We start from the raw sequence: 24,315 nt of genomic DNA, 5'->3' as shown, positions 1-24,315 counted from the left end.
AGGATCGTGGTCCGCGCCACGAAGAAGAAGGAGAGGCGCGGCGCGAAGTCGTCCACGTCCATGCCGGCGGCGACGGCCGTGCGGACGTACTCGATGCCGTCGGCGAGGGTGAAGGCGATCTCCTGCGCGGGCGAGGCCCCGGCCTCCGCCATGTGGTAGCCGGAGATCGAGATGGTGTTCCACTTCGGGATCTCGGCCCGGCAGTACTTGAAGATGTCGGCGATCAGCCGGAGCGAGGGCTGCGGCGGGAAGATGTACGTGCCCCGCGCGATGTACTCCTTCAGCACGTCGTTCTGGATCGTGCCGGTCAGCCGGTCCGCCGGCACGCCCTGCTCCTCGCCGACCAGCTGGTAGAGCAGCAGCAGGAGGGCGGCGGGCGCGTTGATCGTCATCGAGGTGGAGACCTGGTCCAGCGGGATGCCGTCGAACAGCACCCGCATGTCGTCGATCGAGTCGATGGCGACGCCGACCTTGCCGACCTCGCCGTGCGCGATCGGCGCGTCCGAGTCGTGACCCATCTGGGTCGGCAGGTCGAAGGCGACCGAGAGACCCATGGTGCCGTTGGCGATCAGCTGCTTGTAGCGGGCGTTGGACTCCACCGCGGTGCCGAACCCCGCGTACTGGCGCATCGTCCACGGCCGGCCGGTGTACATCGACGGATAGACACCGCGGGTGAAGGGGTACGCGCCCGGCTCGCCCAGCTGCTCGGCGGGATCCCAGTCCCGCAGCGCGTCCGGCCCGTAGACCGGCTCGATGGGCAGCCCGGACTCCGACTCGCGCGCCATGTGCCTGTGCCTCCCGATCGACCCTTTTCGCCTTCCTCCCAGGATGCACGTCTCTTTTCGGTCACGTGCGCAACCACCCGGGTGTGGGAAGCATCCCTTGTGTACACACGTCGTTTTCGGGGGGCTGAAATGAAGCGTTCGTCCGTCATACGCAGAGTCGTTCTCGCCGCCACGGCCGTGGCCCTGGCCGCCGGCTGTACGCCCGGGGGCAGCGACCCCGGGAAGGGCACCGTCAGCCCGGCGCCGACCACGGCCGCGCCGGCGCCCACGGCGAGCGGCACGGGCGACGACAAGCCGTCCTCCCCCGCCACCCCTTCCGCTTCCGGCACCCCGTCCACCGGCACGCCCTCGGCCACGGCCACCACCGCGCCGCCCACGGGCCGGATCCTCATGAAGGACGGCGACGAGAACGCGCAGGTGCGCGAGCTCCAGGCGCGGCTGCGGCAGATCGGCTACTTCGACCGGGCGCCCACCGGCTTCTACGGGACGATGACCGGGGGCGCGGTGAAGGGCTTCCAGAAGAAGCGGGAGCTGCCGCAGACCGGCTCGGTCGACGAGACGACCTGGCAGCGGCTGGTCGGGATGACGCGGAAGCCGACCGCCGCCGAGCTGCGCCCGGCCACCAGCAACAAGCTGGACACGCCGGACCCGCGCTGCATGACCGGCCGGGTGATGTGCATCAGCAAGGAGAGCCGGACGCTCGCCTGGATGATCGACGGCAAGGTCGTCTCGTCGTTCGACGTGCGCTTCGGCTCGGAGAACACCCCGACCCGCGAGGGCGAGTTCAAGGTGGAGTGGAAGGCCCGCGAGTGGACCTCCACGATCTACCACACGCCGATGCCGTACTCGATGTTCTTCAGCCGGGGCCAGGCGGTGCACTACTCGGCGGACTTCGCGGCCCGCGGCTACAACGGGGCCTCGCACGGCTGCGTCAACGTCCGGGACAAGGCGAAGCTCGCGGTGCTCTTCGACCAGGTGAAGGTCGGCGACAAGGTCGTCGTGCACTGGTGAGGCTCTGGAGGGTGAGGCTCCAGGAGTAGAGAGGGCGCGGGTGGGACCGGGGGAACGTGTCCCACCCGCGCCGGTGCGCTGAGCCGAAGGTACGGGGGGAACCCCGGCTCGATGCGCTCGCCGATGACCAGTCGGCTCACTCAGTACTGCGCCGGGGGGTCGAAAAGTGTCACACCCCGGGTCGGGGCTGTGAACGCGAGCGGTCGGAGTCCTGCTTTCCGGAGCCGTGGGAGCCGCCCTCGCCCGGGCCGTTGCCCTTGGCGCCGTCGCGGTCGCGGTCCCGGTCGCGGTCCTTGTCCCGGTCTCGGCCGCCTCGGTCGCTGCTGTCGTCGCCGTCGGAGCCGCCGCTCTCGGAACCGCCGGTGGCCGTGCCGTCCTTGCCCGTGCCGCCGGTCTTGCCGGTGCTGCCGGAGGAGGTGCGGCCCGCGGTGGACGGGGAGGTGGTGGCGCCGGAGGGCGTGCCGGAGAGGATCCGGTCGCAGTAGCGCTTCACGGTCTCGCCGTTGCGCAGGGCGTCCGTGAGGCGCTGCCGGCCGCCGCTGCCGAGGGTGCCCGAGCGGTAGTCCTGGCAGGCCTTGACGGTCTTGGCGCGCTCCTCGTCCTGGGTGCCGCCGTCCGTTCCGCCGGCGTTCCCGCCGGGGGTGGTGGACGGGTCGTCAGGTCCGGCGGTGGCGTCGGGTCCCGCGGTGGCGGTGCCCGTGCCGTCGGTGGCGCCGGGCGTGCCGGGCCGTCCGTCGTCGGGTCCGCCGGGCAGTGTGGTGCCGGCGCCGCCGGTGGGCGAGCCGGACCAGCCGGGCGACGAGGGGTCGACGGCCACGACCGAGGTGCCGGGTTCGGGGTCGGCGGTCAGCGGCAGGACGCCGGTGCCCGCGGCGACGGCGACGCCGCCGACCGTGACGGCGGCGACCGCGGCGGCGAGCCCGTATCGCAGGGAGCGTCCCCAGGCCCGGCCGGTACGGGCCGGGGCGAGCCGGACGGCGCCGAGATCGGCGGTGGCGGCGCGGCCCGCGTAACCCGGGGCGGCGGCGCGTTCGGCGACGGCCTCGCGGAAGGCGGCGAGGGCGGCGGCCTCGCCGGGGAGTTCGCCGCCGGGGCCCGCGAGCGGCCCGGCGGTGGGCGTACGGGCGGTGTCGAGGGCGCGGGCGAGCAGCTCCGCCTCGGCGCGCGCGGAGGTGCCGACGGGGTCGACCGACTCGCCGCGCAGCAGCCGCTCCGCGGCCTCCTGGTCGAGCCACTGGTACTCGTCGGCCATCACATGTCCTTCTGCGTCCGCGCGCGCGATTGCGTCACACCGCCGGGGCGGGCGGGGCCGGGGCGGCGGCCGCGTTGCGGAGGAACGCCGTCCAGTGCGCCGGCCGGATCGTCGCTCCCGGCCGTACCGAGGAGTTCGGCGAGTTTCTTGAGACCGCGGTGGGCGGCGGTACGGACCGCGCCGGGCCGCTTGCCGAGCGTGTCGGCCGCGCTCTTGGCGTCCAGGCCGACCACGACCCGCAGGACGACGGCCTCGGCCTGGTCCTGCGGCAGTTGGGCGATGAGGTGCATGGTGCTGCCGGTGGCCAGGGCTTCCAGGGCCTCGCCCGCGGTGTCGGAGTCGGCGGGCTTGTCGGTGAGCTCGGTCTCGTCGCCGCCGACGGCGGGCCGGCGGCCGCGCATCCGGATGTGGTCGAGGGCGCGGTTGCGGGCGATCCGCGCGGCCCAGCCGCGGAAGCGGTCGGCGTCGCCGCTGAACCGGTCGAGGTCGCGAGCGATCTGGAGCCAGCTCTCGGAGGCCACGTCCTCCGCGTCGGCCTCGCCGACCAGGGTGCGTATGTAGCCGAGGAGCCGGGGATGCACCGCGCGGTACACGGTACGGAAGGCGTCCTCGTCCCCGCCCTGCGCGGCGAGCACTGCGGCCGTCAGCTCCGCCTCGTCCCCCAGCACTCCCCACACCTGTTCGTCGTCGCGCTCATCGCGGCTGGTCGTCACCGCCACGCCGCCCGGGCGCAGCAGAACGCTACGTCCTTTTCGGGCGCCGCGTCCACGCGGGTCCGATTCTTTGTGCAACTCGCAACTTCCCCCGGGGAGGCTCGGAAACGGGGTGTGACAGAAAACGCATGCCCGGCGCTGTATGGAGTACGGGGCCGTGCTGCGGCTCCGCGGACGACGACCGGGGCCTCTCCTGTGGGGGGTGGCGGCCCCGGTCGTCTTCCTTCTCAGCGCCTGTGACCAGGCGCTTTTTCATTTTTCCGGCCGTTTCCCAGTCCGTTTCCCGGCTCGTTTCCCGGCCCGCTCCCGGCTCGCTCCCGGCTCGCTTCCGGACACCCGCAGCCCCATTGTCAACCGATGGTTGACACCTTTGGGCTGTCAACCTAGGGTTGCACTCATGACGAATCCACTCGGCATGAGCAACCCCGTGCGACTCGACGACCTGATCGAGGCGATCAAGAAGACCCACCCGGACGACGCCCTCGACCAGCTGTCCGACGCGGTCATCGCGGCGGACCACCTCGGCGACGTCGCCGACCACCTCATCGGCCACTTCGTGGACCAGGCCCGGCGGACCGGCGCCTCCTGGACCGACATCGGCAAGAGCATGGGCGTCACCCGGCAGGCCGCCCAGAAGCGCTTCGTCCCCAAGGACGACAAGGAGGGGGACGCGGCGAAGATGGACCCGAACGCGGGCTTCAGCCGGTTCACGCCCCGGGCCCGCAACGTCGTGATGGCCGCGCAGAACGAGGCCTCCGCCGCCCGCAACGACAAGACGGTCCCGGCCCATCTGACGCTCGGTCTGCTGGCGGAGCCCGAGGGGCTCGCGGGTCACTGGATCCTCGGCCAGGGCGTCACCGCGGAGCAGGTGCGCGAGGCGGTCACGGCGACGCTGCCGCCGGCCGTCGAGGAGGTGCCCGCGCTCATCCCGTACGACGCGGACGCCAAGAAGGTCCTGGAGCTCACCTTCCGGGAGGCGCTGCGGCTCGGGCACAACTACGTGGGCACCGAGCACATCCTGCTCGCGCTCCTGGAGTTCGAGGACGGCAAGGGCACGCTCGCGGGCCTCGGCCTCGACAAGGCGAAGGCGGAGCGGGAGATCTCGGAGGCCATCGCCTCCCTGTCGATCGCGGCGCCCGGGCCGGACCAGGAGGCCTGAGGCCCCGAAAGAACCTAGGCGGTGCGCGCCCTGCGCGAGACGACCGCGCGCAGGACGCGCCCGCCCTCGGTCGACAGGTCCCGGGCCCGGCGCAGCCCGGTCGGGCCGTGGGCGGCCGATTCGAGAACGGCCCGCTGGCGCTGGAGTTCACCGGCGTGCAGCGGGCCCGCCCCGTTGGCGTCGAGTCCGGCGTGCAGGGCCAGGGCCGCCTCGGAGCAGCTCCGGGTCCAGTCCCGAAGCTGCGCCTCGATCCAGTCGGCGGGCGCCCCGTCGAGCATCGCGCGCACCGGCCCGGCGTCCTCACGGGCCCCGGCGGCGTCCGCCAGTTCCACCCGCGCCTTCGCGACGGCCTCGCCCCAGGCCGCGCCGTCGCCGCGGGCCACCGCGGCCCACACCGGCCGCAGGACGTCCGCGCCGTCCGGCGCGAGCAGCGGCAGACACCGGTCGAGACAGGCGAGTCCGGCGGCCGCGAGGGCGCGGGCGTCGGCCCGGTCGATCAGTTCCTGCAGGCTCGTGCTCGTCACGGACGTCATGGACGCCTCCTCGCCACCGATGCGGACGCCGTGCACGCCGCGCGTTCGCTGCATACTGCGCCAAGTGGCGTGATTTCGTCACCCCTCGTGGCGAGAAAGCCTCCCGGAGTCAGCGAGCGCCTTCTCGTTGAAGACCTCGACGACGCAGGCCGCCCGCAGGGCCCGCGCCCCGTCGCGGATCCGGCCGTCGCTGGTCACCAGGGGGACGTCGTACCCCTCTGCGAGGGCGACGTACAGCGCGTCGCACGGACTGAGGTTGGCGTACAGCTCGCGCACCCGGGGCAGGAAGGGCAGCTGCTCGGCGCGCCGCAGCGGCAGCGTGGCGAACGCGCTCAGCGCGTCGTCGAGCTCGCGGTCCGTCAGCTTGCCGCCGCGATGGCGGCCGAGCAGGGCGGAGCTGACCTCGATGTCGGCGAGGTAGGGCGCGAGCAGCCGCTCAGCGGCCACGCGGTCCCGCAGCGCCTCGCCGACCGGCCCGGCGTCGGCCAGCAGCATCACCAGTGCGCCGGCGTCCACGACGATCACTCTCGCCGCCTCCCACGCTCGATCTCGTCGAGCACCTCGTCGGTGGCGAGCCGAGCGGTGACCCGCTCACGGACCCGTGCGATCACGTCCTCCAGGGAGGGCGTCGCGGCCTCCTGCTCCAGCAGCGTGCGCGCGTACGCCTGCAGCGACTGCCGGTTGCGGGCGGCCCTTATCTTCAGCTCCGCGAGCGCTTCCTCGGACAGGTCTCGCACATAGAGAGTGGCCATGCGACAAGAGTAGTCGCACCGCTAGCACTTTGCTGGCAGTTTCAGGAGCCACGCACCTTCGCGGCCAGCGACTGGAAGGCCGCCCAACTCGCCGCGGGCTTGCGGGCGTCCCACAGCTTCTGGGCGGTCGCCGTGAGCGGCATCCGGATGCCGGCGGCGACCTGGGCCTCGGTCTGGGCGTTCGCCAGGTCGCACCAGACGGCGAAGCTGCCGCCGAGGATCTGGGGGTCGTAACGGGCCGGGACCGGGGTGGTGCCGCGCAGCACCAGCGGGGTCCACTGCTCGTAGATGCGCCGGCCGGTGGGGTAGGTCTGGCCGCGGGGCTGGCCGAGGATGTAGTAGAGGAACACGTCGTTGTAGTTGATCATCTTGCGGCCGGCGCTCAGGTACGAGGTCGGGGTGCGGGCCCCGATCTCGGCGCCGGTCCAGTAGGCGACCTGGAGGTCCGGGGCGGCGCTGGTGACGCCGCCGGCGAAGAAGCCGTCGTTCCAGGCGCGCAGCGCCTTGCCCGTCGGGCGGACGACTGCCGCGCGGTCGTTGAGCCAGCCGGTGGCCAGGTCCTGGATCCGGCCCGAGGGGCCGTACTTCGCGGTCGCGGCGCGGGCCAGCTCCGGATACGTCGCCTCGGGGTTCTTCGCCATCAGGGCCACGTACTCGTCGCCGCCGAGGTGCCAGTACGCGCCGGGGAACAGGCCCGTGTACTCGCGCAGCAGCTCGTCCACGATCTTCGCGGCGGCCGGGTTCGAGATGTCGACGGTGCCGCGCGGCCGGCGGCCGGTCGCGCTGACCAGCTGGAGGTCCGGGTGCGCGTCGATGACCGCGCCGAGGTGTCCGGGCGAGTCGATCTCGGGGACGACCTGGATGTGGAGGCTCTGCGCGAGGGCCACGATCCGGCGCACCTCGGCCTTGCTGAGGTGCCGTTCGGAGACGATCTCGGGGTGGGTGTCGGAGGCGATCCGGAAGCCCTGGTCGTCGGAGAAGTGCAGGCCGAGCTGGTTGAGCTTGAGGTCGGCCATCTCGCGCAGCCGGTCCTCGATCCAGTCCGCGGTGAAGTACTTGCGGGCGATGTCGACCATCAGTCCGCGCTGCGGCTTGGCGGGGGCGTCGGTGACGGTGCCCTCGGGCATCGCGCCGGTGGCGTTGACGGACTGTTTGAGGGTGCGGGTGCCGTAGAAGACGCCGGCCTGGTCGGGTCCGGTGATGCGGATCCCGCCGTCGCGGACGGTGAGGGTGTACGACTCGGCGGCGCCCCCGCCGCCGAGCGCGAGGGTGACGTCGCCGGGGCGGGCGGCGGCGGTGCCGCGGTACGGGACGCGCAGCTCGCCCGCGATCAGCTTCGCCTCGTCGCCGAGCACGGCCTCGTCTTTCGCGGCGACCACGACGCCGGTGTCCGGGCCGGGCTTCCAGCCGGGGCCGCGGGCCGCCTGGTGGGCGCGGACGGCGGGCACCACCTGCGGGGCGGCGGACAGCGGATACGTCTTCGTCGGCGTCGGGCTCGGCTTCGGCGTCGGACTCGGGGGCGGCGGCGCGGAGGTGGGGGCCGCGGTCGGGGCGGTCGTCCCGGCGCCCGTACCGGCGGGCGGGGCGGAGGAGGAACCGTCGGAGCAGGCCGCCACGGTGACCAGTGCCACCGCGGCCGCCAGGAGTGCGGGGCCCCGTCGGGGCCCCCGTATGGAGTACCGCATCACCCGGAATCCTCCCTCATCGCACGAAGCCCGGCATCCCGGATCTCTTGTCCACCCTCATGACGAAACCCACTCGTCCAGGTGAAATTCGCGCACCCGTCGGACACTTCCCCCTTCCCGCCGATAGCGTGGCGTCACACTCACCCCACCCATCTCCCCCGACACCTTCACGTCTTCACGTCGTTTACGTCGTTCACGTCTCGCTTTCCGGAGTCCCCGCTGACCAGCGACACCCACGCCGCACCCTGCCGGACCCCGATCCCGCCCGCGATACCTGCCCAGCAGGCCGCCGCCCGGCACCTCACCAGCCTCGTGCGCTTCAACGCGGCCCCGCAGGGCCTCGCCGAGCAGTGGCTGCTCAGCTGCTGCGGCAGCCGCCGCTGGGCCGAACGGGTGGCGGCGCACCGGCCGTACCCGACCGTCGACGCGCTGCTCGCCGCCGCCGACGAGGCCGGCTACGACCTGTCCAAGGCGGACCTCGACGAGGCGCTGGCCCGCGAGACCGCCGCGCTGCCGCACCCGGACGCGCCGCCGGCCGCCCGCACCGCGCTCGGCGCCGCCCTCGCCGCGTACGAGGCGAGCTTCGGGCACGCGTTCGTCATCAGCCTGGACGGGGTCCCGGCGGGCGAACGCCTGAACCAGGTGCTCGCGGGCATCCGGTCACGGCTCGGCAACGAAAGGGAGGAGGAACGGGTGGTCGCCGCCGAGGAGCTGCGCCGGCTCGCCCGGAGCCGCCTCACCCGTTCGGTCGCCGGCTCGTGAATTCGTCCGGAATGCGGCGATTCAGGGTTGAACGATAGTCCGTCCGTGCCTGTTTGATCACACCTATGGACCCCGCGCGAGCGAACCCACGAGTGGTGGCTACGATGACCGGGGCCGGTGGACCGTACCCGGCCGGGCCAGACCGACAGAGAAGCCGGCCGGCCCCGATCCCCGCTCCCGGAGGGTTTTTCCGTGCCGGCTGGAACGCTGTACCGCGGCCGGGAAGGAATGTGGTCCTGGGTGGCTCACCGAGTCACCGGCGTCCTCATCTTCTTCTTCCTGTTCGTACACGTGCTGGACACCGCTCTCGTCCGCGTCTCCCCCGAGGCGTACGACGAAGTGGTCGCGACGTACAAGACGCCGATCGTCGCTCTGCTGGAGTACGGCCTCGTCGCCGCCATCCTCTTCCACGCGCTGAACGGTCTCCGTGTCATCGCCGTGGACTTCTGGGCCAAGGGCCCCCGCTACCAGAAGCAGATGCTCTGGACCGTCGTGGGCATCTGGGTGGTCCTGATGGCGGGCTCGCTGTACCCCGTCCTCGGCCACGCCGCACGTGAACTGTTCGGGAGCTGACGCCACTCATGTCCGCTGACACCACTTCGGCCATCGGCCCCGTCGAGGCCACGTCCTACGACGTGGACAACCCCGCCCCGTACATCGAGGCCCCCCGCAAGCGCACCGGCAAGACCCCGCGGGCGACCCGAGGCAACTTCGAGATGGCCGCATGGCTCTTCATGCGCCTCTCCGGCGTCGTCCTCGTCGTCCTGGTCCTCGGCCACCTGCTGATCCAGCTCTTCCTGGACGGCGGCGTCTCCAAGATCGGCTTCGCCTTCGTGGCCGGCCGCTGGGCGTCCCCGTTCTGGCAGGTCTGGGACCTGCTGATGCTGTGGCTCGCGATGCTGCACGGCGCCAACGGCCTCCGCACGGTCATCAACGACTACGCGGAGCGGGCCAACACGCGCCTGTGGCTCAAGGGCCTGCTGTACACCGCCACGGTGTTCACCATCCTTCTGGGCACGCTGGTGATCTTCACCTTCGACCCGAACATCCGCTAGGCACGGGGCTGAGGTAACCACGTCATGAAGTTCCACAAGTACGACACCGTCATCGTCGGCGCCGGCGGCGCCGGCATGCGCGCCGCCATCGAGGCGACGAAGCGCAGCCGCACCGCCGTGCTGACGAAGCTGTACCCCACCCGCTCCCACACGGGCGCCGCGCAGGGCGGCATGGCCGCCGCGCTGGCCAACGTGGAGGAGGACAACTGGGAGTGGCACACCTTCGACACGATCAAGGGCGGTGACTACCTGGTCGACCAGGACGCCGCCGAGATCCTGGCGAAGGAGGCCATCGACGCCGTCCTCGACCTGGAGAAGATGGGTCTCCCCTTCAACCGCACCCCGAAGGGCGAGATCGACCAGCGCCGCTTCGGCGGTCACTCCCGCAACCACGGCGAGGCCCCGGTCCGCCGCGCGTGCTACGCCGCGGACCGCACCGGCCACATGATCCTCCAGACGCTGTTCCAGAACTGCGTCAAGGAGGGCGTGGAGTTCTTCAACGAGTTCTACGTCCTGGACCAGCTGATCACCGAGGTCGACGGCGTCAAGCACTCCGCCGGTGTGGTGGCCTACGAGCTGGCGACCGGCGAGATCCACGTCTTCCAGGCGAAGTCGGTCATCTACGCGTCCGGCGGCACCGGCAAGTTCTTCAAGGTGACCTCCAACGCCCACACCCTGACCGGTGACGGCCAGGCCGCGTGCTTCCGCCGCGGTCTGCCGCTGGAGGACATGGAGTTCTTCCAGTTCCACCCGACGGGCATCTGGCGCATGGGCATCCTGCTGACGGAGGGCGCCCGCGGTGAGGGCGGCATCCTCCGCAACAAGGACGGCGAGCGCTTCATGGAGAAGTACGCGCCGGTCATGAAGGACCTCGCGTCCCGTGACGTCGTGTCCCGCTCCATCTACACGGAGATCCGCGAGGGCCGCGGCTGCGGTCCCGAGGGCGACCACGTCTACCTGGACCTGACGCACCTCCCGCCGGAGCAGCTGGACGCCAAGCTCCCGGACATCACCGAGTTCGCGCGCACCTACCTCGGCATCGAGCCCTACACGGACCCGATCCCGATCCAGCCCACCGCGCACTACGCCATGGGCGGCATCCCGACCAACGTCGAGGGTGAGGTCCTCTCGGACAACACCACCGTCGTCCCGGGTCTGTACGCGGCCGGCGAGGTCGCCTGCGTGTCGGTGCACGGCGCCAACCGCCTCGGCACCAACTCGCTGCTCGACATCAACGTCTTCGGGCGCCGCGCCGGCATCGCCGCCGCCGAGTACTCCCACAAGCACGACTTCGTCGAGCTGCCGGAGAACCCGGAGGCCAAGGTCGTCGAGCAGATCGAGAACCTGCGCAACTCCACGGGCAGCGAGCGGGTCGCCGAGCTGCGCCGCGAGCTCCAGGAGACGATGGACGCCAACGTGATGGTGTTCCGTACGGAGCAGACCATCAAGACGGCCGTCGAGAAGATCGCCGAGCTGCGCGAGCGCTACAAGAACGTGTCCATCCAGGACAAGGGCAAGCGCTTCAACACCGACCTCCTGGAGGCCGTCGAGCTGGGCAACCTGCTCGACCTGGCCGAGGTCATGGCCATCTCGGCCCTGGCGCGCAAGGAGTCCCGCGGCGGTCACTACCGCGAGGACTACCCGAACCGCGACGACGTCAACTTCATGCGCCACACCATGGCGTACCGCGAGGTCGGCGAGGACGGCTCCGAGACCGTCCGTCTCGACTACAAGCCGGTCGTCCAGACCCGCTACCAGCCGATGGAGCGTAAGTACTGATGGCTACCCCCGTTCTGGACAAGGTGGAGAAGGACTCCGCCGCGTCCCCGTACATCACGGTCACCTTCCGGATCCGCCGCTTCAACCCCGAGGTGTCGGACGCGGCAGTCTGGGAGGACTTCCAGGTCGAGATCGACCCGAAGGAGCGCGTGCTCGACGGTCTCCACAAGATCAAGTGGGACCTGGACGGCACGCTGACCTTCCGTCGCTCCTGCGCGCACGGCATCTGCGGCTCGGACGCGATGCGGATCAACGGCAAGAACAGGCTCGCCTGCAAGACGCTGATCAAGGACATCAACCCCGAGAAGCCGATCACCGTCGAGGCCATCAAGGGCCTCACGGTGCTGAAGGACCTCGTGGTCGACATGGAGCCCTTCTTCCAGGCGTACCGGGACGTCATGCCGTTCCTGGTCACCAAGGGCAACGAGCCGACCCGCGAGCGCCTGCAGTCCGCCGAGGACCGCGAGCGCTTCGACGACACCACCAAGTGCATCCTGTGCGCCGCGTGCACGTCGTCCTGCCCGGTCTTCTGGAACGACGGCCAGTACTTCGGTCCGGCCGCCATCGTGAACGCGCACCGCTTCATCTTCGACTCGCGTGACGAGGCGGGCGAGCAGCGTCTGGAGATCCTCAACGACAAGGACGGCGTGTGGCGTTGCCGCACGACGTTCAACTGCACGGACGCCTGCCCGCGTGGCATCGAGGTCACGAAGGCGATCCAGGAGGTCAAGCGCGCGCTGATCACGCGTCGCTTCTGACACCCACGCACTGCCGGGAAGCCCGCTTCTGTACGCTGCGACGTGCAGGAGCGGGCTTTTCCGTGTGTCGTGCGTGTTGGCGTACGTGTTGGCGTGCGTGTCTCGTTGAGGACGGGGACTACTGATGAGCGATCCGAACCCTTACAAGTCGGGTGACTCGGGGAACTACGAATGGGGGCCGGGCCAGCAGGCCGGGACGCCCGCGTACGGCTACCCGCAGACCCCGCCGCCGCCCGCCTACCAGCCGACCCTCGCGGGCGGGCTCCCGGTGCCGGCCCAGCAGCCGCCGATGGGCGGCGGGGCGCCGCTGGTGAGCCTCGGCGACATCACCGTGGTGGGCGACCAGATCATCACGCCGGCCGGGAACATGCCGCTGCGCGGCGCGGTGTGGAACGCGACGGACATGTCGCGGACCGAGGAGAAGATGCCGACGGTCGCGGTCGTGCTCGCGGTCATCTTCTTCCTGTTCTGCCTGCTCGGCCTGCTCTTCCTCCTGATGAAGGAGAAGAAGACCACCGGCTTCATCCAGGTCACCGTCACCAGCAACGGCCGGCACCACTCGACGATGATCCCGGCGACCGGACCGGACAGCTTCAACTGGGTGATGGGTCAGCTCAACTACGCGCGCTCGCTGAGCGTCTGACGGCACGGCGATCGAGGCAGGCAGCGTGAGGGGGGCGTCCGTACGGACGCCCCCCTCAGCCGTGTTCTCAGCCGTGCCAGTGCGGTACGGAGGGGTCCTCCTCGGCCGCCAGCATGATCCGGCGCAGCAGGTCGTTGAGGACGACGCGCTCCTCGGGGTCGAGCACACCGAGCAGCCGGTGCTCCTCGTGGCCGAGGACGTCCATCGCGCCGAGCCAGGTCTCGTGGCCCGAGTCGGTGAGTTCGACGATCACCCGGCGCCGGTCGGTGGTGGACTGGGTGCGCCGGACGAAGCCGCGCTTCTCCAGGGCGTCGAGGCGGCCGGTGACGGAGGCCGGGGCGAGGTCGAGGTCCTGGGCGAGTTCGGAGGGCGCGGCGCTGCCGCCGCGGCCGGCGAGCTTGTGGAGGGTGTCGAACTCGTGGCGTTCCAGGTCGAAGTCGACGAGGGACTGCTCGCGGACCCGGCGGAAGTAGACCGAGAGCTTCTTCATCCGGGTGACGGCACCCTCGACGACGGGGTCGAGCCCGGGCAGCACCGGGCCCCAGCGGTCGACGTGGTCGTCGGTCCAGTCGCGCGGGGCCTCGGGCTCGGGCCGGCTCTCCTGAGCAGGCTTGCGCGGTTCCTCGGTCGGGGCCATGGGGCGATCGTACGTCGGCGGACCGGCCCGCTCTCGGAACACTCCCGGCAGAAGTATTTCGTTGACGAATTATTCGGCATCGAAATACTCTCCTCGGCATGTCCGCCTCCGTGACACCTCCCGCCGTCCCCCATCCGCTGCGCAGCCGCCCCTTCCGCCTGCTCTTCACCGGACGCACCCTCTCCCTGCTCGGCGACGCCGCCATCCCGGCCGCCCTCGCCCTCGCCGTCCAGCAGGCCACCGGCTCCACCGCGGCCCTCGCCCTGGTGCTCGCCTGCTCGATGGTCCCCAAGCTGCTCCTGCTGCCGCTGGGCGGTGTCGCGGGCGACCGCTTCGACGCCCGGACCATCGCGCTCGCCATGGACCTCGTCCGCTGTGTCACCCAACTCGTCGTCGGCGTACAGCTGCTGGGCGGTACGCCCTCGCTCGCCGTGATCGCGAGCGTCGAGGTGATCGGCGGCGCCGCCGGCGCGTTCGCCATGCCCACCTCCTCGCCGCTCATCCGGGGCACGGTCCCGGAGGAGGGCCTGCAGCGCGCGAACGCGGCGATGTCGGTGGCGCACAGCGCCAGCCGGGTCGGCGGCCCGGCCCTCGCCGGCGCCCTGATCTTCACCGTGGGCCCCGGCTGGGCCTTCGTCCTGGACGCGGCGAGCTTCGCGGTCAGTGCGGCGCTGCTGTGCGCCGTACGGATCGAGCGCGCCGAGCGGCCGGCCGCGGGCCCGCGCCGCTCCGTCCTCACCGATCTGCGCGAGGGCTGGCAGGAGGTGCGCACCCGCGACTGGTACTGGTCCAGCCTGATCGGCCACAGCGCGTGGAACGGCGCCGCCGCTGTCCTGATGACCCTCGGCCCGGGCATCGCCGTGCACCGTCTGGGCGGCGGGGCGGCGTGGGTGGCGCTGCTCCAGGCGGGCGCGATCGGGCTGCTCGCCGGCTCGCTGGTGGCCGACCGGGTCCGCCCGCGCCGCCCGGTCCTGACCGCGAACCTCGGCCTCGCCACGTACGCGCTGCCGCTGCTGCTGCTCGCGGCCGGGGCGCCGGCCGTGCTCGTCATCGGCGCGTACGGCGTCGCGCAGGCCGGTCTCGGCTTCCTCTCGCCGGTCTGGGAGACCGCGGTGCAGCGCGCGGTCCCGGAGCACGCGCTCGCGCGCGTCACGTCGTACGACTGGCTGCTGTCCTTCGCGGCGATGCCGCTGGGGTACGGGCTCGCGCCGCTCGCCGCCTCGGCCTGGGGCCCGGGCGTGCCGCTGACGGTCGCGGCGCTCACGGTCGCCGGCTGCTGCCTGGGCTCGGCGCTGCTGCCGGGCGTGCGGAGGTTCACCGACGCGACAGCCTCGGGCGCGGCGGCAGCCGGGACCGGAACCGGAACCGGGGCCGGAACCGAGACCGCGGCCGGCGCCGGAACCGCGGCCGGGACCGGAACCGAGGCCCGGACCGCGACCGGGACCGGAACCGAGGCCGGGACCGGAACCGAGGCCGGAACCGAGGCCGGGACCGAGGCCGGGACCGAAGGTGCGGCCACGGCTGCGGCTCCGGCCGGGAAGGTCAGCCCGCCAGGAACTCGCTGATCAGCCGGGTGGTCTCCGCCGGGCGCTCGACGGCCGGCAGGTGACCGGCCCAGTCGAGGGTGACGCGGCGGACGTCCGGGAAGAGACCGGCGAGGCGGTCGCCGATGACGCCGAAGTCGGGGATGTCGTGGCCGCCGGTGGCGACGAGGACGGGGACGTCGATCGCGGCGAGGTCCTTGTCGGTGACCTCGACCTCGCCGGGGGCGAACTCGTCGGGGGCGGGCAGCTGGAGCTCGAAGGCGCGGGTCTGCATGCACAGCACCAGGTCGCGGGCGGCGGCGTCGGCGTCCGGGCCGAGCCAGAAGTCGACGTTGAGCGCGGCGGCGCCCGCGATGTCGCCGGCCACCAGGAGTTCGCGCTCGCGGCCGAAGAACCCGCGGAGCTCCGGGCCCGCCTCGTGGCCCGGGGCGGCGGCGCAGAGCAGGGCGAGCGCGGTGGTGCGGCCGGGGTGGCGGACGGTGAACTCCAGGGCCACCTCACCGCCGAAGGAGGAGCCGACGATCGCGGCGCGCTCGACGCCGAGGTGGTCGAGCAGGTCGCGGACGTCGTCCGCGTGGACGTGCGGGGCGTCGATCGGGGTGTCGCCGAAGCCGCGCAGGTCGCACCGCACCACACGGTGGCCGGCTTCGGCCAGGGCGTGGAACTGCCCGTCCCACATGCGGCGGTCGCAGACGCCGGAGTGGAGCAGCAGAACGGTGTCGGAGCCGTCGCCGGCCACGTCGTGAGCAAGTGTCATGCGCCCGACCCTAGATCGCCCGGCACCTTTCCCACCAGGGGTTTCGGCGCACCTCCTCCAGCCGACTTGAACACGTTCAAGGAGAGGTCTACAGTCATCGACGTCAGCTTTGAACGCGTTCAAGGGAGCGTGGGGCATGGACCTCACTGTCGTCGCGTACGTCGTCTACCTGCTCGTCAGTGTCGGGCTCACCATCTGGGTCGCCCGCACCCTCAGCCGCAACGGGCGGGTCTTCCTCGCCGACGTCCTGCACGGGAACGAGAAGCTCGCGGACGCCGTGAACCACCTGCTCGTCGTCGGCTTCTACCTCGTCAACCTCGGCTTCGTCGCCCTCTATCTGAGCCGGGACGACGCCGTCGCCGACGCCCGGCGGCTCGTGGAGGCGCTGTCGGTGAAGCTCGGCGTCGTCCTGCTCGTGCTCGGCGTGATGCACCTCGGCAACGTCTACGTCCTCAACAAGATCCGCCGCCGGGGCGTCCTGGAGCGCGGCCAGGTCCCGCCGGTGCCGCCGCAGGGCTGGACCCCGCCGGCCGGCCAGGGCGGCCCGCGCGGACCCCAGGGCCCCGGCGCCGGCCCGTGGGCGACCCCGGCCACCGGCGTCTGACCCCCGCCACCCGGACCGGGAGCACCCCATGGATCCGAACTCGCCCGTGCGGCGCCTGACCGTCCTCTACGACGCCGACTGCCCGCTCTGCGTCCACCTGCGCCACTGGCTGCTCGGGCAGGCGCAGTTGGTACCCCTGGACTTCGTACCGGCCGGGTCCGCGGAGGCGCGGCGGCGCTTCCCGGAGCTCGACCACTCGGAGACCCTGCGGGAGATCACGGTCGTCGGCGACGGCGGCCAGGTCTACCGCGCCACCGACGCCTGGATCGTCTGCCTCTGGGCCCTGGTCGCCCACCGGCCCCGGGCCCACTGGCTGGCCACCCCGGCCGGCCGGCCGTTCGCCCGGGCCACCGTCCTCGCCGCCGCGAAATGGCGCGAGGCCCTGAAGTCCCGGTCCGCCGACGGCCCGAGCGGCTGCGCCGAAGGACGGTGCGAGGCACCGCCCGTGGCCGACTAGGCTCGGGAGTGTGAAGGACGCGATGGAAGAGAAGCCCGCCGAGCCGGCACCGAACGCCGAGGCCGCTGCAGCCTCCGGGTCCACCGAGACCGCCGAGTCCACCGGGGCCGACAAGCCGGCCAAGGCGCCCAAGAGCGAGCAGACCCGCGCGCTCATCCTGGAGACCGCGCTCCGCCTGTTCAAGGACCGCGGCTACGACAAGACGACCATGCGGGCCATCGCGCAGGAGGCGGGCGTCTCGGTCGGCAACGCCTACTACTACTTCTCCTCCAAGGAGCACCTCGTCCAGGGCTTCTACGACCGGATCGCCCAGGAGCACCAGCGGGCCGTCGAGCCCATCCTGGAGAGCGGCGAGAAGGATCTGACCGCCCGGATCCGCGGGGTGCTCCTGGCCTGGCTCGACATCGCGGAGCCGTACCACGAGTTCGCGGCCCAGTTCTTCAAGAACGCGGCCGACCCGGACAGCCCGCTCAGCCCGTTCTCGCCCGAGTCGGCGGGCCCGCGCGAGGCGGCGATCCAGGTGCACCGCCGGGTCATCTCCGGCGCCAAGGTGAAGGTCGACCCGGAGCTGGCCGAGCCGCTGCCGCGGCTGCTGTGGCTCCAGCAGATGGGTCTGGTGCTGTTCTGGGTGTACGACCGCTCCGAGGGCGCCGCCAACAGCCGCCGCCTGGTGGAGCGGCTGGCCCCGGTCACCGCCCGGGCCATCTCGCTGTCCCGCTTCCGCATCCTGCGCCCGCTGGTCACCGACGTCCACGACGTCCTGTCCGACTTCATGCCGACGGCGGCGGGCATGGCGGCCTCGGGCAAGCCGAAGCGGGGCGGCGCCGCCAAGAAGTCCTGAGCAGCACCTGAAAAGGAGGGGCCCCGGACCGTGAAGTGCACGGTCCGGGGCCCTTCCCGCATGCTCTGCGGGCTAGATCCAGCTCAGTTCCCAGAGGCGCCAGATGCCGGTGCCGTCCGACAGGTACTGGGAGCCGGCGACCTCCTCCGTCGACAGCACGTAGTCCTTCTTCTGCCACAGCGGCACCAGCGGCACGTCCTTGGCGACCTCGTCCTGGATGGCCTTGAAGTCGCCGGCCGCGCGGCCGCGGTCGCTGTACTGCTGGGTGGCGGCGATCAGCGAGTCGACCTTCGCCCGCGAGTAGCCGTTGTGCAGCGCGTTGCCCGTGCCGACGAGCGGGGCGGTGAAGTTGTCGGAGTCGGCGAAGTCCGGGAACCAGCCGATGGGGTAGGCGTCGAACGTGCCCGCCGCGTACTCCTTCTGGAAGTTCTGCCAGTCCACCGACTTGACCGTGACCTCGAACAGGCCGGTCTCCTCCAGCTGCTTCTTGATCTCGGCGGCCTCGGCGGCGTACGTGGCGTCCTTGCGGTGGCCGAGCGAGAACTTCACCGGGGTGTCGACGCCCGCGTCCCGCAGCAGCTGCTTGGCCTTGGTGGCGCTGGGCTCCGGATAGGTGTCGTAGAAGGCGGTGCTGTGGCCGACGAAGCCCTGCGGAATGAGGGAGTAGAGCGGCTCGACCGTGCCCTTGTAGGGACCGGTGACGATGGCCGGGCGGTCGATGACCGCGGCGATCGCCTGGCGGACCGCCGTCTTCGACATCACCCTGCCGGGGCGGATGTTGAAGTTGAGGTTGCGGATCTCCGCGCTGGCCGCCTCGGTGACCCGGGTGCCGTCCTTCGGCGCGTCGCCGAGCTTGTTGAGGAAGTCCGGCGGCATCTGCCGGTGGGTCACGTCGACCTTGTCGGCGTTCCAGGCGGTCGCGAGCTCCTCGGACTCCTTGAAGTACTTGACGACGACCGGCCGGCCGGTCTTGGTGATGGCGCCCCGGTAGCTGGGGTTCGGCTCAAGACGCGCGCTGACGCCCGGCTCGTACTCCTTGAGGACGTACGGCCCCGAGCCGTCCACCGCGTTGCCGCCGCGCAGCTCCTTCGCCGGGTACGCGGTGTGGTCGACGATCGAGCCGGCACCGGTGGCCAGCTTCAGCGGGAAGGTGGCGTCACGGCCGCTGAGCTGGAAGGTCACTTTCTGGCCCGAAGCCACGACCTTCTTCAGCGTCGGGAACAGCGGCGCCGGGCCGACGTCCGTCTTGATCGCCAGCATCCGCTCGAAGGAGTAACGGACGTCCTCACCGGTGATCTTGTGACCGTTGGAGAAGGTCAGGTCGTCGCGGAGCTCGCACTCGTACGTCGAGAGCTTCGAGCCGACGAACCGGCAGCTCTCGGCCGCGTCCGGAACCGGCGTCGTGAAGCCCGGCTTGAAGGTGAGCAGTGACTGATAGATGTTGCTGTAGATCGCCCAGGAACCGGCGTCGTAGGCACCGGCCGGATCGAGCGAGGTCACCTCGTCGGTCGTACCGACGGTGATGGCGTCCGTCCGCACTTCGTCGGAGGGCAGCAGTTGCCAGCCCCCGATTCCGGCCGCTACCAAAACCCCACAAATGATCAAAATGCGCAGACGGACCGTCGACCGCATGAGACGTGCATCCTTTTTTGCGTTCCCACCCCTGTCGCGGCGGAATTCGGCCAGCCGCGATGGCGCCCATCCCATCACACGAATTTCACTGGTGGAAGAGTAAACCTTCACACCGCACGTATATGTCCCGGGATAGGGGATTTCAGGGGACTGAGCAGTACGTATCGGTCACAAAGCACTCCGTTACGCCTGCCTGCCCGCTTCGGCTACGCCTGCTTCGAGGCGAGCTCCACCACGGTGATGTCGGAGGGCGCGCCGACCCGGACCGGGGGTCCCCAGGCGCCCGCGCCGCGCGAGACGTACAGCTGGGTGTCGCCGTACCGCTCCAGGCCCGCGACGGTGGGATTGGCCAGTTCCGCGATGAGGTTGCCGGGCCAGAGCTGGCCGCCGTGGGTGTGGCCGGAGAGCTGGAGGTCGACGCCGTGGCGGACGGCGTCGTCGATGACGATCGGCTGGTGGGCGAGGAGCACGGCGGTACGGGACCGGTCGCGGTCCCCGAGGGCCTTGCCGAAGTCGGGCCCGTGGCCCTCGCTCTCGCCGGCGACGTCGTCGACCCCGGCGAGGTCGAAACCGGCGCCGATCTCGACCCGGGCGTTGCGCAGCGGGCGCAGGCCGAGCTCGCGGACGTGGTCGACCCAGGCGTCGGCGCCGGAGAAGTACTCGTGGTTCCCGGTCACGAAGAAGGCCCCGTCGCGGGCCTTCAGCCGGGCGAGCGGCTCGGCGGCCGGGCCGAGGTTCGCCACCGTGCCGTCGACCAGGTCGCCGACGACGGCGACGAGATCGGGCTGGGTGGCGTTGATGGTGTCGACGATCCGCTGGGTGTGCGCCCGGCCCAGGATCGGCCCGAGGTGGATGTCCGAGACCACCGCGATCCGGTAACCGTGCGCCCCGCGCGGCAGCTTGGCGAGCGGGACGGTGACCCGCTTCACCCGCGGGCCGCGCAGCACGCCGTACGTGCCGTAGCCGACCGTCCCGAGGGCGACGGCGGCGGCGGACCCGGAGACGACGCGGTTGACGAACAGCCGCCGGGAGAGGTCGGGGGTTTCGGGGGCGGCCGGCGCCGGGGGCTCGGGCGCCGCCGCCGGTACGGACACGGGCACCGGTACCTCGGCCGGGACCTCGGCAGGCGCCTCCGCCCGGCGGGCGAGCAGGCGCCGCAGCAGCGGCCGCAGCGGCTCGGTGACGGCCAGCGCGAGCGTCACGTACAGCAGCACCGCGAGCCACAGGAAGCCCGGCCACGCGAGCACCTGCTCCAGGACGAAGGGCGCGCCGGCCCGCCCGGAGACGAGCGCGCCGACCGAAAGCAGCGGCAGCGCGACCGCGACCCCGGTCCCGACCCGCCGCGCCACCCCGCCCGGCACGGTCAGATCCCGCACGAGCCGCCGCCACACGTACCAGTGCACGCCCCCGAGCAGCCCCAGGACCACGACCAGTACCAGCACCACCAGAACCACGCCCACGCCCGCCCCGCCTCTTCTTCGCTCCGCCGGGCCCCCACGCTACTGCCCCCACTGGCAGCGCCCCGCGCGGCCGGTTCGATACTGGGAGGGCACGGCCACCCCACTGCGAAGGACACCCCCATGAAGCTCAGCCGCCGCGTCTCCTGGTTCCTGCTCGCGTTCGGCATCTGGTCCTGGGTGATCTGGGTGACCTTCGTGAAGAACTTGGCCAAGGACGGCAGCGGGCTCGCTTTCGACGACGCGGGAAACCCGACGGCGTACTTCTGGGTGCACCTGGCCCTCGCCGTCACCTCGTTCATCCTGGGGACGGCCGTCGGCGTGATCGGCTTCCGGGGCGTCCGCGCGAACGCGGTCAAGTAAAAGCCCCGCCCCTGCGCCACGGGGCGGCGCACAGACGGGGCGGCCTTGCGGATCAGCCGGCCAGGGGAACGGCTCGCTCGGCGGCCACCAGCCGCACAGCCTCTCCCGTGGTGGTCACGGTCAGACCGAACCGCTCGGGTCGGGGACGGTCGTGCAGCAGCCACCAGGCGTGAGCGGCTTCCCCGCGGAGCTGGACACGCTGCCCATGCATCACACCCAGCGTCTACGACTGACGCATCACCTGGAAAATCGCAATCAGCCGTACCTCGGCTGAGGTTGTCTCCTCACACGACGTGGGCGACGGCCGAGACGCGATAGCCCCGGCGGTCCGCAATTGGCTACCGGGGCTTGGCTCAGGCGTCAGAGGACAGCCGGTGTCTCTTCGTCGTCCTTCTGGTCCTCATCCGACGCAAGGCATCGCCAGTGGAGAGTCACCCGGTCCTCGATCGCGATGTACTTCCGGGTCTCCGGGTCCCGGCCGGGGCCGACAGAGACGCTGGAGAGGAAGAGGTCAAGGAACTCGCGGCGCTTGAACACATCCCATGCCGCCCACGGGGAACCAGGACCCAACGGGTCCTCCCCCGGTTCGTGCCATGCGGACGGAACCTGAATCGCGGCGGCGGCGTGCTCGTCCAGTTCTCCCAGTCTGTCTGTGCACCGGTCCTCGAAGGCGCGGTACTGCGTCATCGTCGCGCGCCACATGGCCAGCTCGTCCCTCCCTCTGTAGAGCCCCGCCTTGCGGTCAGCCTGGAGTTCGGCGATCGAGTTTCGGACGTGCTCAAGGTGCGCTGCCGTCTCACGCCTCTCCTCCTGGACACTGGACAGATCGCATCGAAGTGCGAATCGGAGCGCCGCCTCCGCCAGCCATTTCCTGTCCCCGTCGTCGTCGACGTCGACACCGGCAAGCCGCGCCCAGACGCATCGGGCCACGTAGTCGTCAGCGTCTTTGCGTTTGACGCTCAGACCGCCGTGGCCCTTGGGGTTGGCGCACATGTAGTAGTCCTGTCCGCCGTTGTTCTTGGTCTGCCCCATAGAGCCTGTGCAGATTCCACAGGTTGTGAAGCGCCACCCGCTCAGGAGCCTGGGTGTGATCTCTCCGCCGGGCTGTCTGTTGGACTTGTTGCGCTTGCTGCGCATCTCCTGAAGTTCCAGCCACCTGGCCCCGGCGATCACGCCCCGGTGAGGCGTCAGCGGCGCGCCGCCCTCGTCCCGGGCGATGACGTTCACGTACGCCTTGCCTCGCTTCACACGCTCGCTGGCGAGGCCTCCGACGGCCGGGTGGGAGAGAATCCAGCGCACGGTCTGAGCACGCCACCGAATGGGGCTGTCCTCGTTCGATACGCGCCGTTGCTTGATGGACTGCATCCGCTTCTCGCTGGCACGGCGTTCCGCCTCTCCCAGGGCAGGTACGCCTTCCGACTCCAGCGTCGTCGCGATCTTGTTGTCCGAGATTCCGGCCAACGACATCTCCACCATGCGCTCGACGATCTCGACGTGCTCCGGGTTGTCTTCGTCCGGCTCAAGCACGGACACGACAAGGTTGCCGATCTTCTCCCGGACAGCTCTCATGCCGTACGGGGCGGAGCTGGAGTGCCGGCCACCGACCGCCTTGATCTGGTCCTTGGCCCCACGCAGACGCTCCGCCTTGATGTCGCTGTCCTGCTTCGCGAGCGCCGCGATCAACGCGAAGATCGCGACGCCGATCGGGTTCGAGGTGTCGAGGAACGGTTCGAGTACGGAGACGAAGCGACGGCATTGGGATCCCAACCGGACCGACCAACGTCTTTGAACGCGTGAACGACCTTCCACCCTCTGCTCGCCGCCAGCGACGCACCTGCCGCCACCTGCCCGTCCGGGGACGCCTCGGACGAATCGGGACGCTCCTTGGACTGTCGCGCGTAGACGGCGACTCGAACCGTGTCCAACTGCTCCGCCGGCACGGCTGAAACAAACGGGGACAAAGCCTCTCACCTGCTCTCTTGTGTGACCGATTCACCGCCGGTTAGTTATCGAGGAAAACCTATTCAGATGAACCAGCACCATGGGTCGAATTCGAGCAAATGCCATGATCTGCACCGACTGGACGTCGTGGCGCCCGTGCCACCATCCGCCCCACGGCCCCTGCGGACGGGTGGACGAGCGGGGACGAACCGCCCCGCGAGGTTCGGAAGGGCCGTCGGGGGATGTACGTTTCCGATCGTGTCCGCTTCGAAGATGACCGCGAAGGCCGCTTTGGCGGCCACCGCCGCCGCCACTCTGCTGCCCCTCCTCGCCGCCGCGCCCGCGCACGCGGACGGCAAGGCGCCGCAGCCCCAGCCGCCGGCCACGATGTCGAGCGTGGGCGGGACGCTGCTGTCCAAGGCCGGCACTCAGGTGCAGCTGGGGGTGGGGGCGCCGGTGCTGCCGAAGGAGCTGAGCGCGCGGTCGTGGATCGTGGCCGACGCGGAGAACGGGCAGGTGCTCGCCGCGCACAACGCGCACTGGCCGCTGGCCCCCGCCTCCACCCTGAAGATGCTCTTCGCGGACACCCTGCTGCCGAAGTTCCCCAAGACGCAGAACCACACGGTGCTCCCGACCGACCTGCAGGGCCTCGGCGCCGGCTCCAGCCTGGTCGGCATCAAGGAGAAGCAGACCTACAGCGTCCACGATCTGTGGCTGGGCGTCTTCCTGCGCTCCGGCAACGACGCCGTGCACGTGCTCGCCGCGATGAACAACGGCGTGGACCAGACCGTGAAGGACATGCAGACGCACGCCGAGGAGCTCCAGGCCCTCGACACCCACGTCAAGTCGCCGGACGGCTACGACGAGCCGGGCCAGGTCTCCTCCGCGTACGACCTCACCCTCATCGCCCGCAGCGGCATGCAGAACCCGGACTTCCGGGAGTACGCGGCCACCCCGCGGGCCAAGTTCCCGGGCGAGGCGAAGCCGGGCAAGAAGCGCGAGGCCTTCGAGATCCAGAACACCAACCGGCTGCTGACCGGTGACATCGGGGTCGCCCCGTACCAGGGCATCGCCGGGGTCAAGAACGGCAACACCACCGAGGCCGGCGCGACCTTCACCGGTGTCGCCGAGCGCAACGGCAAGGTGCTGCTCGTCACCGTCATGAACCCCTCGTCGAAGGAGCAGCACGCCGTCT

Annotated in this window: 27 protein-coding genes and 2 pseudogenes; 15 read left to right on the top strand and 14 right to left on the bottom strand. The window is 71.1% G+C overall.

Annotated features, from left to right (window positions below):
- A partial coding sequence (locus tag KV205_RS28870) for a methylmalonyl-CoA mutase family protein (protein ID WP_265867625.1) occupies positions 1 to 785 on the bottom strand: 785 nt, incomplete at its 3' end.
- Positions 786 to 914: 129 nt separating this feature from the next.
- On the opposite strand from KV205_RS28870, the gene KV205_RS28865 reads away from it, so the two are divergent.
- Complete coding sequence (locus tag KV205_RS28865) at positions 915 to 1,796, top strand: L,D-transpeptidase family protein (RefSeq protein ID WP_265867624.1); 882 nt, start codon at positions 915 to 917, stop codon at positions 1,794 to 1,796.
- Positions 1,797 to 1,965: 169 nt separating this feature from the next.
- On the opposite strand, the gene KV205_RS28860 is transcribed toward KV205_RS28865, so the two are convergent.
- A complete protein-coding gene (locus KV205_RS28860) occupies positions 1,966 to 3,048 on the bottom strand; it encodes a hypothetical protein (protein ID WP_265867623.1) in 1,083 nt (360 codons plus the stop codon).
- Positions 3,048 to 3,716, bottom strand: coding sequence for an RNA polymerase sigma factor (locus KV205_RS28855; RefSeq protein ID WP_265867635.1), 669 nt, complete (start codon positions 3,714 to 3,716; stop codon positions 3,048 to 3,050). The genes KV205_RS28860 and KV205_RS28855 overlap by 1 nt, the downstream gene beginning before the upstream one ends.
- Positions 3,717 to 4,158: 442 nt before the next feature.
- Here KV205_RS28855 and KV205_RS28850 point away from each other — a divergent pair, with 442 nt between their 5' ends.
- Positions 4,159 to 4,920 carry a Clp protease N-terminal domain-containing protein gene (locus KV205_RS28850; RefSeq protein WP_265867622.1) on the top strand — a complete coding sequence of 254 codons (762 nt, stop codon included), beginning with the start codon at positions 4,159 to 4,161 and terminating at the stop codon, positions 4,918 to 4,920.
- Positions 4,921 to 4,934: 14 nt separating this feature from the next.
- Here KV205_RS28850 and KV205_RS28845 read toward each other — a convergent pair whose 3' ends face one another.
- The 4 genes from KV205_RS28845 to KV205_RS28830 all read right to left on the bottom strand — a co-directional run bounded on the left by KV205_RS28845 (position 4,935) and on the right by KV205_RS28830 (position 7,890).
- Positions 4,935 to 5,453, bottom strand: coding sequence for a hypothetical protein (locus tag KV205_RS28845; RefSeq protein ID WP_265867621.1), 519 nt, complete (start codon positions 5,451 to 5,453; stop codon positions 4,935 to 4,937).
- Positions 5,454 to 5,531: 78 nt separating this feature from the next.
- Positions 5,532 to 5,969 carry a type II toxin-antitoxin system VapC family toxin gene (locus KV205_RS28840; protein ID WP_265867620.1) on the bottom strand — a complete coding sequence of 146 codons (438 nt, stop codon included), beginning with the start codon at positions 5,967 to 5,969 and terminating at the stop codon, positions 5,532 to 5,534.
- 5 nt (positions 5,970 to 5,974) lie between these two features.
- Complete coding sequence (locus KV205_RS28835; RefSeq protein WP_265867619.1) at positions 5,975 to 6,205, bottom strand: antitoxin; 231 nt, start codon at positions 6,203 to 6,205, stop codon at positions 5,975 to 5,977.
- A 41-nt stretch (positions 6,206 to 6,246) separates the two neighbouring features.
- A complete protein-coding gene (locus tag KV205_RS28830) occupies positions 6,247 to 7,890 on the bottom strand; it encodes a glycoside hydrolase family 20 protein (protein ID WP_265867618.1) in 1,644 nt (547 codons plus the stop codon).
- Between the two features lie 312 nt (positions 7,891 to 8,202).
- Here KV205_RS28830 and KV205_RS28825 point away from each other — a divergent pair, with 312 nt between their 5' ends.
- The 6 genes from KV205_RS28825 (at position 8,203) to KV205_RS28800 (ending at position 12,887) form a co-directional block, all read left to right on the top strand.
- Positions 8,203 to 8,652, top strand: coding sequence for a 2-oxo-4-hydroxy-4-carboxy-5-ureidoimidazoline decarboxylase (locus tag KV205_RS28825; RefSeq protein WP_265867616.1), 450 nt, complete (start codon positions 8,203 to 8,205; stop codon positions 8,650 to 8,652).
- Positions 8,653 to 8,844: 192 nt separating this feature from the next.
- Positions 8,845 to 9,225, top strand: a complete 381-nt coding sequence (sdhC, locus tag KV205_RS28820) for a succinate dehydrogenase, cytochrome b556 subunit (protein ID WP_128982417.1) — start codon at positions 8,845 to 8,847, stop codon at positions 9,223 to 9,225.
- A gap of 8 nt (positions 9,226 to 9,233) precedes the next feature.
- Entirely contained in the window at positions 9,234 to 9,707 is a 474-nt protein-coding gene (locus KV205_RS28815) for a succinate dehydrogenase hydrophobic membrane anchor subunit (RefSeq protein ID WP_265867615.1), read from the top strand.
- 24 nt (positions 9,708 to 9,731) lie between these two features.
- Positions 9,732 to 11,486 carry a succinate dehydrogenase flavoprotein subunit gene (gene sdhA / locus KV205_RS28810; RefSeq protein WP_265867614.1) on the top strand — a complete coding sequence of 585 codons (1,755 nt, stop codon included), beginning with the start codon at positions 9,732 to 9,734 and terminating at the stop codon, positions 11,484 to 11,486.
- Positions 11,486 to 12,244 carry a succinate dehydrogenase iron-sulfur subunit gene (locus KV205_RS28805; RefSeq protein ID WP_265867613.1) on the top strand — a complete coding sequence of 253 codons (759 nt, stop codon included), beginning with the start codon at positions 11,486 to 11,488 and terminating at the stop codon, positions 12,242 to 12,244. Before sdhA ends, KV205_RS28805 begins: the two co-directional genes overlap by 1 nt.
- 124 nt (positions 12,245 to 12,368) lie before the next feature.
- Positions 12,369 to 12,887 carry a hypothetical protein gene (locus tag KV205_RS28800; protein WP_265867612.1) on the top strand — a complete coding sequence of 173 codons (519 nt, stop codon included), beginning with the start codon at positions 12,369 to 12,371 and terminating at the stop codon, positions 12,885 to 12,887.
- A gap of 67 nt (positions 12,888 to 12,954) precedes the next feature.
- Here the strand turns inward: KV205_RS28800 and KV205_RS28795 are convergent, their stop codons facing one another.
- Entirely contained in the window at positions 12,955 to 13,524 is a 570-nt protein-coding gene (locus tag KV205_RS28795; protein ID WP_265867610.1) for a MarR family winged helix-turn-helix transcriptional regulator, read from the bottom strand.
- Between the two features lie 98 nt (positions 13,525 to 13,622).
- Between KV205_RS28795 and KV205_RS28790 the strand changes: the two genes are divergently transcribed.
- Positions 13,623 to 15,089, top strand: coding sequence for an MFS transporter (locus KV205_RS28790; RefSeq protein WP_306806352.1), 1,467 nt, complete (start codon positions 13,623 to 13,625; stop codon positions 15,087 to 15,089).
- Here KV205_RS28790 and KV205_RS28785 read toward each other — a convergent pair.
- Complete coding sequence (locus KV205_RS28785) at positions 15,067 to 15,825, bottom strand: alpha/beta fold hydrolase (RefSeq protein ID WP_265867609.1); 759 nt, start codon at positions 15,823 to 15,825, stop codon at positions 15,067 to 15,069. The two genes, KV205_RS28790 and KV205_RS28785, sit on opposite strands and share 23 nt — an antisense overlap.
- A gap of 136 nt (positions 15,826 to 15,961) precedes the next feature.
- Here KV205_RS28785 and KV205_RS28780 point away from each other — a divergent pair, with 136 nt between their 5' ends.
- From KV205_RS28780 to KV205_RS28770, 3 genes are read left to right on the top strand one after another with little or no spacing between them, the layout of a single operon-like run.
- Positions 15,962 to 16,429 (top strand): hypothetical protein, encoded by a 468-nt coding sequence (locus tag KV205_RS28780; RefSeq protein WP_265867608.1) that lies wholly within the window; start codon positions 15,962 to 15,964, stop codon positions 16,427 to 16,429.
- A gap of 28 nt (positions 16,430 to 16,457) precedes the next feature.
- The gene (locus KV205_RS28775; protein ID WP_265867606.1) at positions 16,458 to 16,886 is read left to right on the top strand and encodes a DCC1-like thiol-disulfide oxidoreductase family protein; all 429 of its coding nucleotides are present in this window, start codon (positions 16,458 to 16,460) and stop codon (positions 16,884 to 16,886) included.
- Positions 16,887 to 16,896: 10 nt separating this feature from the next.
- Positions 16,897 to 17,727 carry a TetR family transcriptional regulator gene (locus tag KV205_RS28770; RefSeq protein WP_265867604.1) on the top strand — a complete coding sequence of 277 codons (831 nt, stop codon included), beginning with the start codon at positions 16,897 to 16,899 and terminating at the stop codon, positions 17,725 to 17,727.
- Between the two features lie 72 nt (positions 17,728 to 17,799).
- On the opposite strand, the gene KV205_RS28765 is transcribed toward KV205_RS28770, so the two are convergent.
- Both KV205_RS28765 and KV205_RS28760 read right to left on the bottom strand, forming a co-directional pair.
- A complete protein-coding gene (locus tag KV205_RS28765) occupies positions 17,800 to 19,359 on the bottom strand; it encodes an ABC transporter substrate-binding protein (protein WP_265867603.1) in 1,560 nt (519 codons plus the stop codon).
- A gap of 206 nt (positions 19,360 to 19,565) precedes the next feature.
- On the bottom strand, positions 19,566 to 20,813 hold the full coding sequence (locus KV205_RS28760) for a metallophosphoesterase (RefSeq protein ID WP_265867634.1): 1,248 nt from the start codon (positions 20,811 to 20,813) through the stop codon (positions 19,566 to 19,568).
- 126 nt (positions 20,814 to 20,939) lie between these two features.
- Here KV205_RS28760 and KV205_RS28755 point away from each other — a divergent pair, with 126 nt between their 5' ends.
- Complete coding sequence (locus KV205_RS28755) at positions 20,940 to 21,179, top strand: SCO4848 family membrane protein (RefSeq protein WP_265867602.1); 240 nt, start codon at positions 20,940 to 20,942, stop codon at positions 21,177 to 21,179.
- A 52-nt stretch (positions 21,180 to 21,231) separates the two neighbouring features.
- Here the strand turns inward: KV205_RS28755 and KV205_RS28750 are convergent, their stop codons facing one another.
- Positions 21,232 to 21,390, bottom strand: coding sequence for a hypothetical protein (locus tag KV205_RS28750; protein ID WP_265867636.1), 159 nt, complete (start codon positions 21,388 to 21,390; stop codon positions 21,232 to 21,234).
- On the opposite strand from KV205_RS28750, the pseudogene KV205_RS28745 reads away from it, so the two are divergent.
- Positions 21,361 to 21,453 (top strand): annotated as a pseudogene (locus tag KV205_RS28745) (DNA mismatch repair protein MutT); the annotation flags it as partial. The gene KV205_RS28750 and the pseudogene KV205_RS28745 overlap by 30 nt on opposite strands.
- A gap of 86 nt (positions 21,454 to 21,539) precedes the next feature.
- On the opposite strand, the gene KV205_RS28740 reads toward KV205_RS28745, so the two are convergent.
- The gene (locus tag KV205_RS28740; RefSeq protein ID WP_265867601.1) at positions 21,540 to 22,946 is read right to left on the bottom strand and encodes a recombinase family protein; all 1,407 of its coding nucleotides are present in this window, start codon (positions 22,944 to 22,946) and stop codon (positions 21,540 to 21,542) included.
- Positions 22,859 to 23,119, bottom strand: coding sequence for a recombinase family protein (locus tag KV205_RS28735; protein WP_265867600.1), 261 nt, complete (start codon positions 23,117 to 23,119; stop codon positions 22,859 to 22,861). Before KV205_RS28735 ends, KV205_RS28740 begins: the two co-directional genes overlap by 88 nt.
- 88 nt (positions 23,120 to 23,207) lie before the next feature.
- Here KV205_RS28735 and KV205_RS28730 point away from each other — a divergent pair.
- A pseudogene (locus KV205_RS28730) lies at positions 23,208 to 24,230 on the top strand (D-alanyl-D-alanine carboxypeptidase family protein); the annotation flags it as partial.
- Between the last annotated feature and the right edge of the window lie 85 nt (positions 24,231 to 24,315).

It is taken from the genome of Streptomyces sp. SKN60 (assembly GCF_026236535.1).
In the GTDB taxonomy this organism is placed as follows: Bacteria; Actinomycetota; Actinomycetes; order Streptomycetales; family Streptomycetaceae; genus Streptomyces.
The sequence above is the reverse complement of the archived record's forward strand: the minus strand, read 5'-3'. Positions and strand labels throughout refer to the sequence as shown.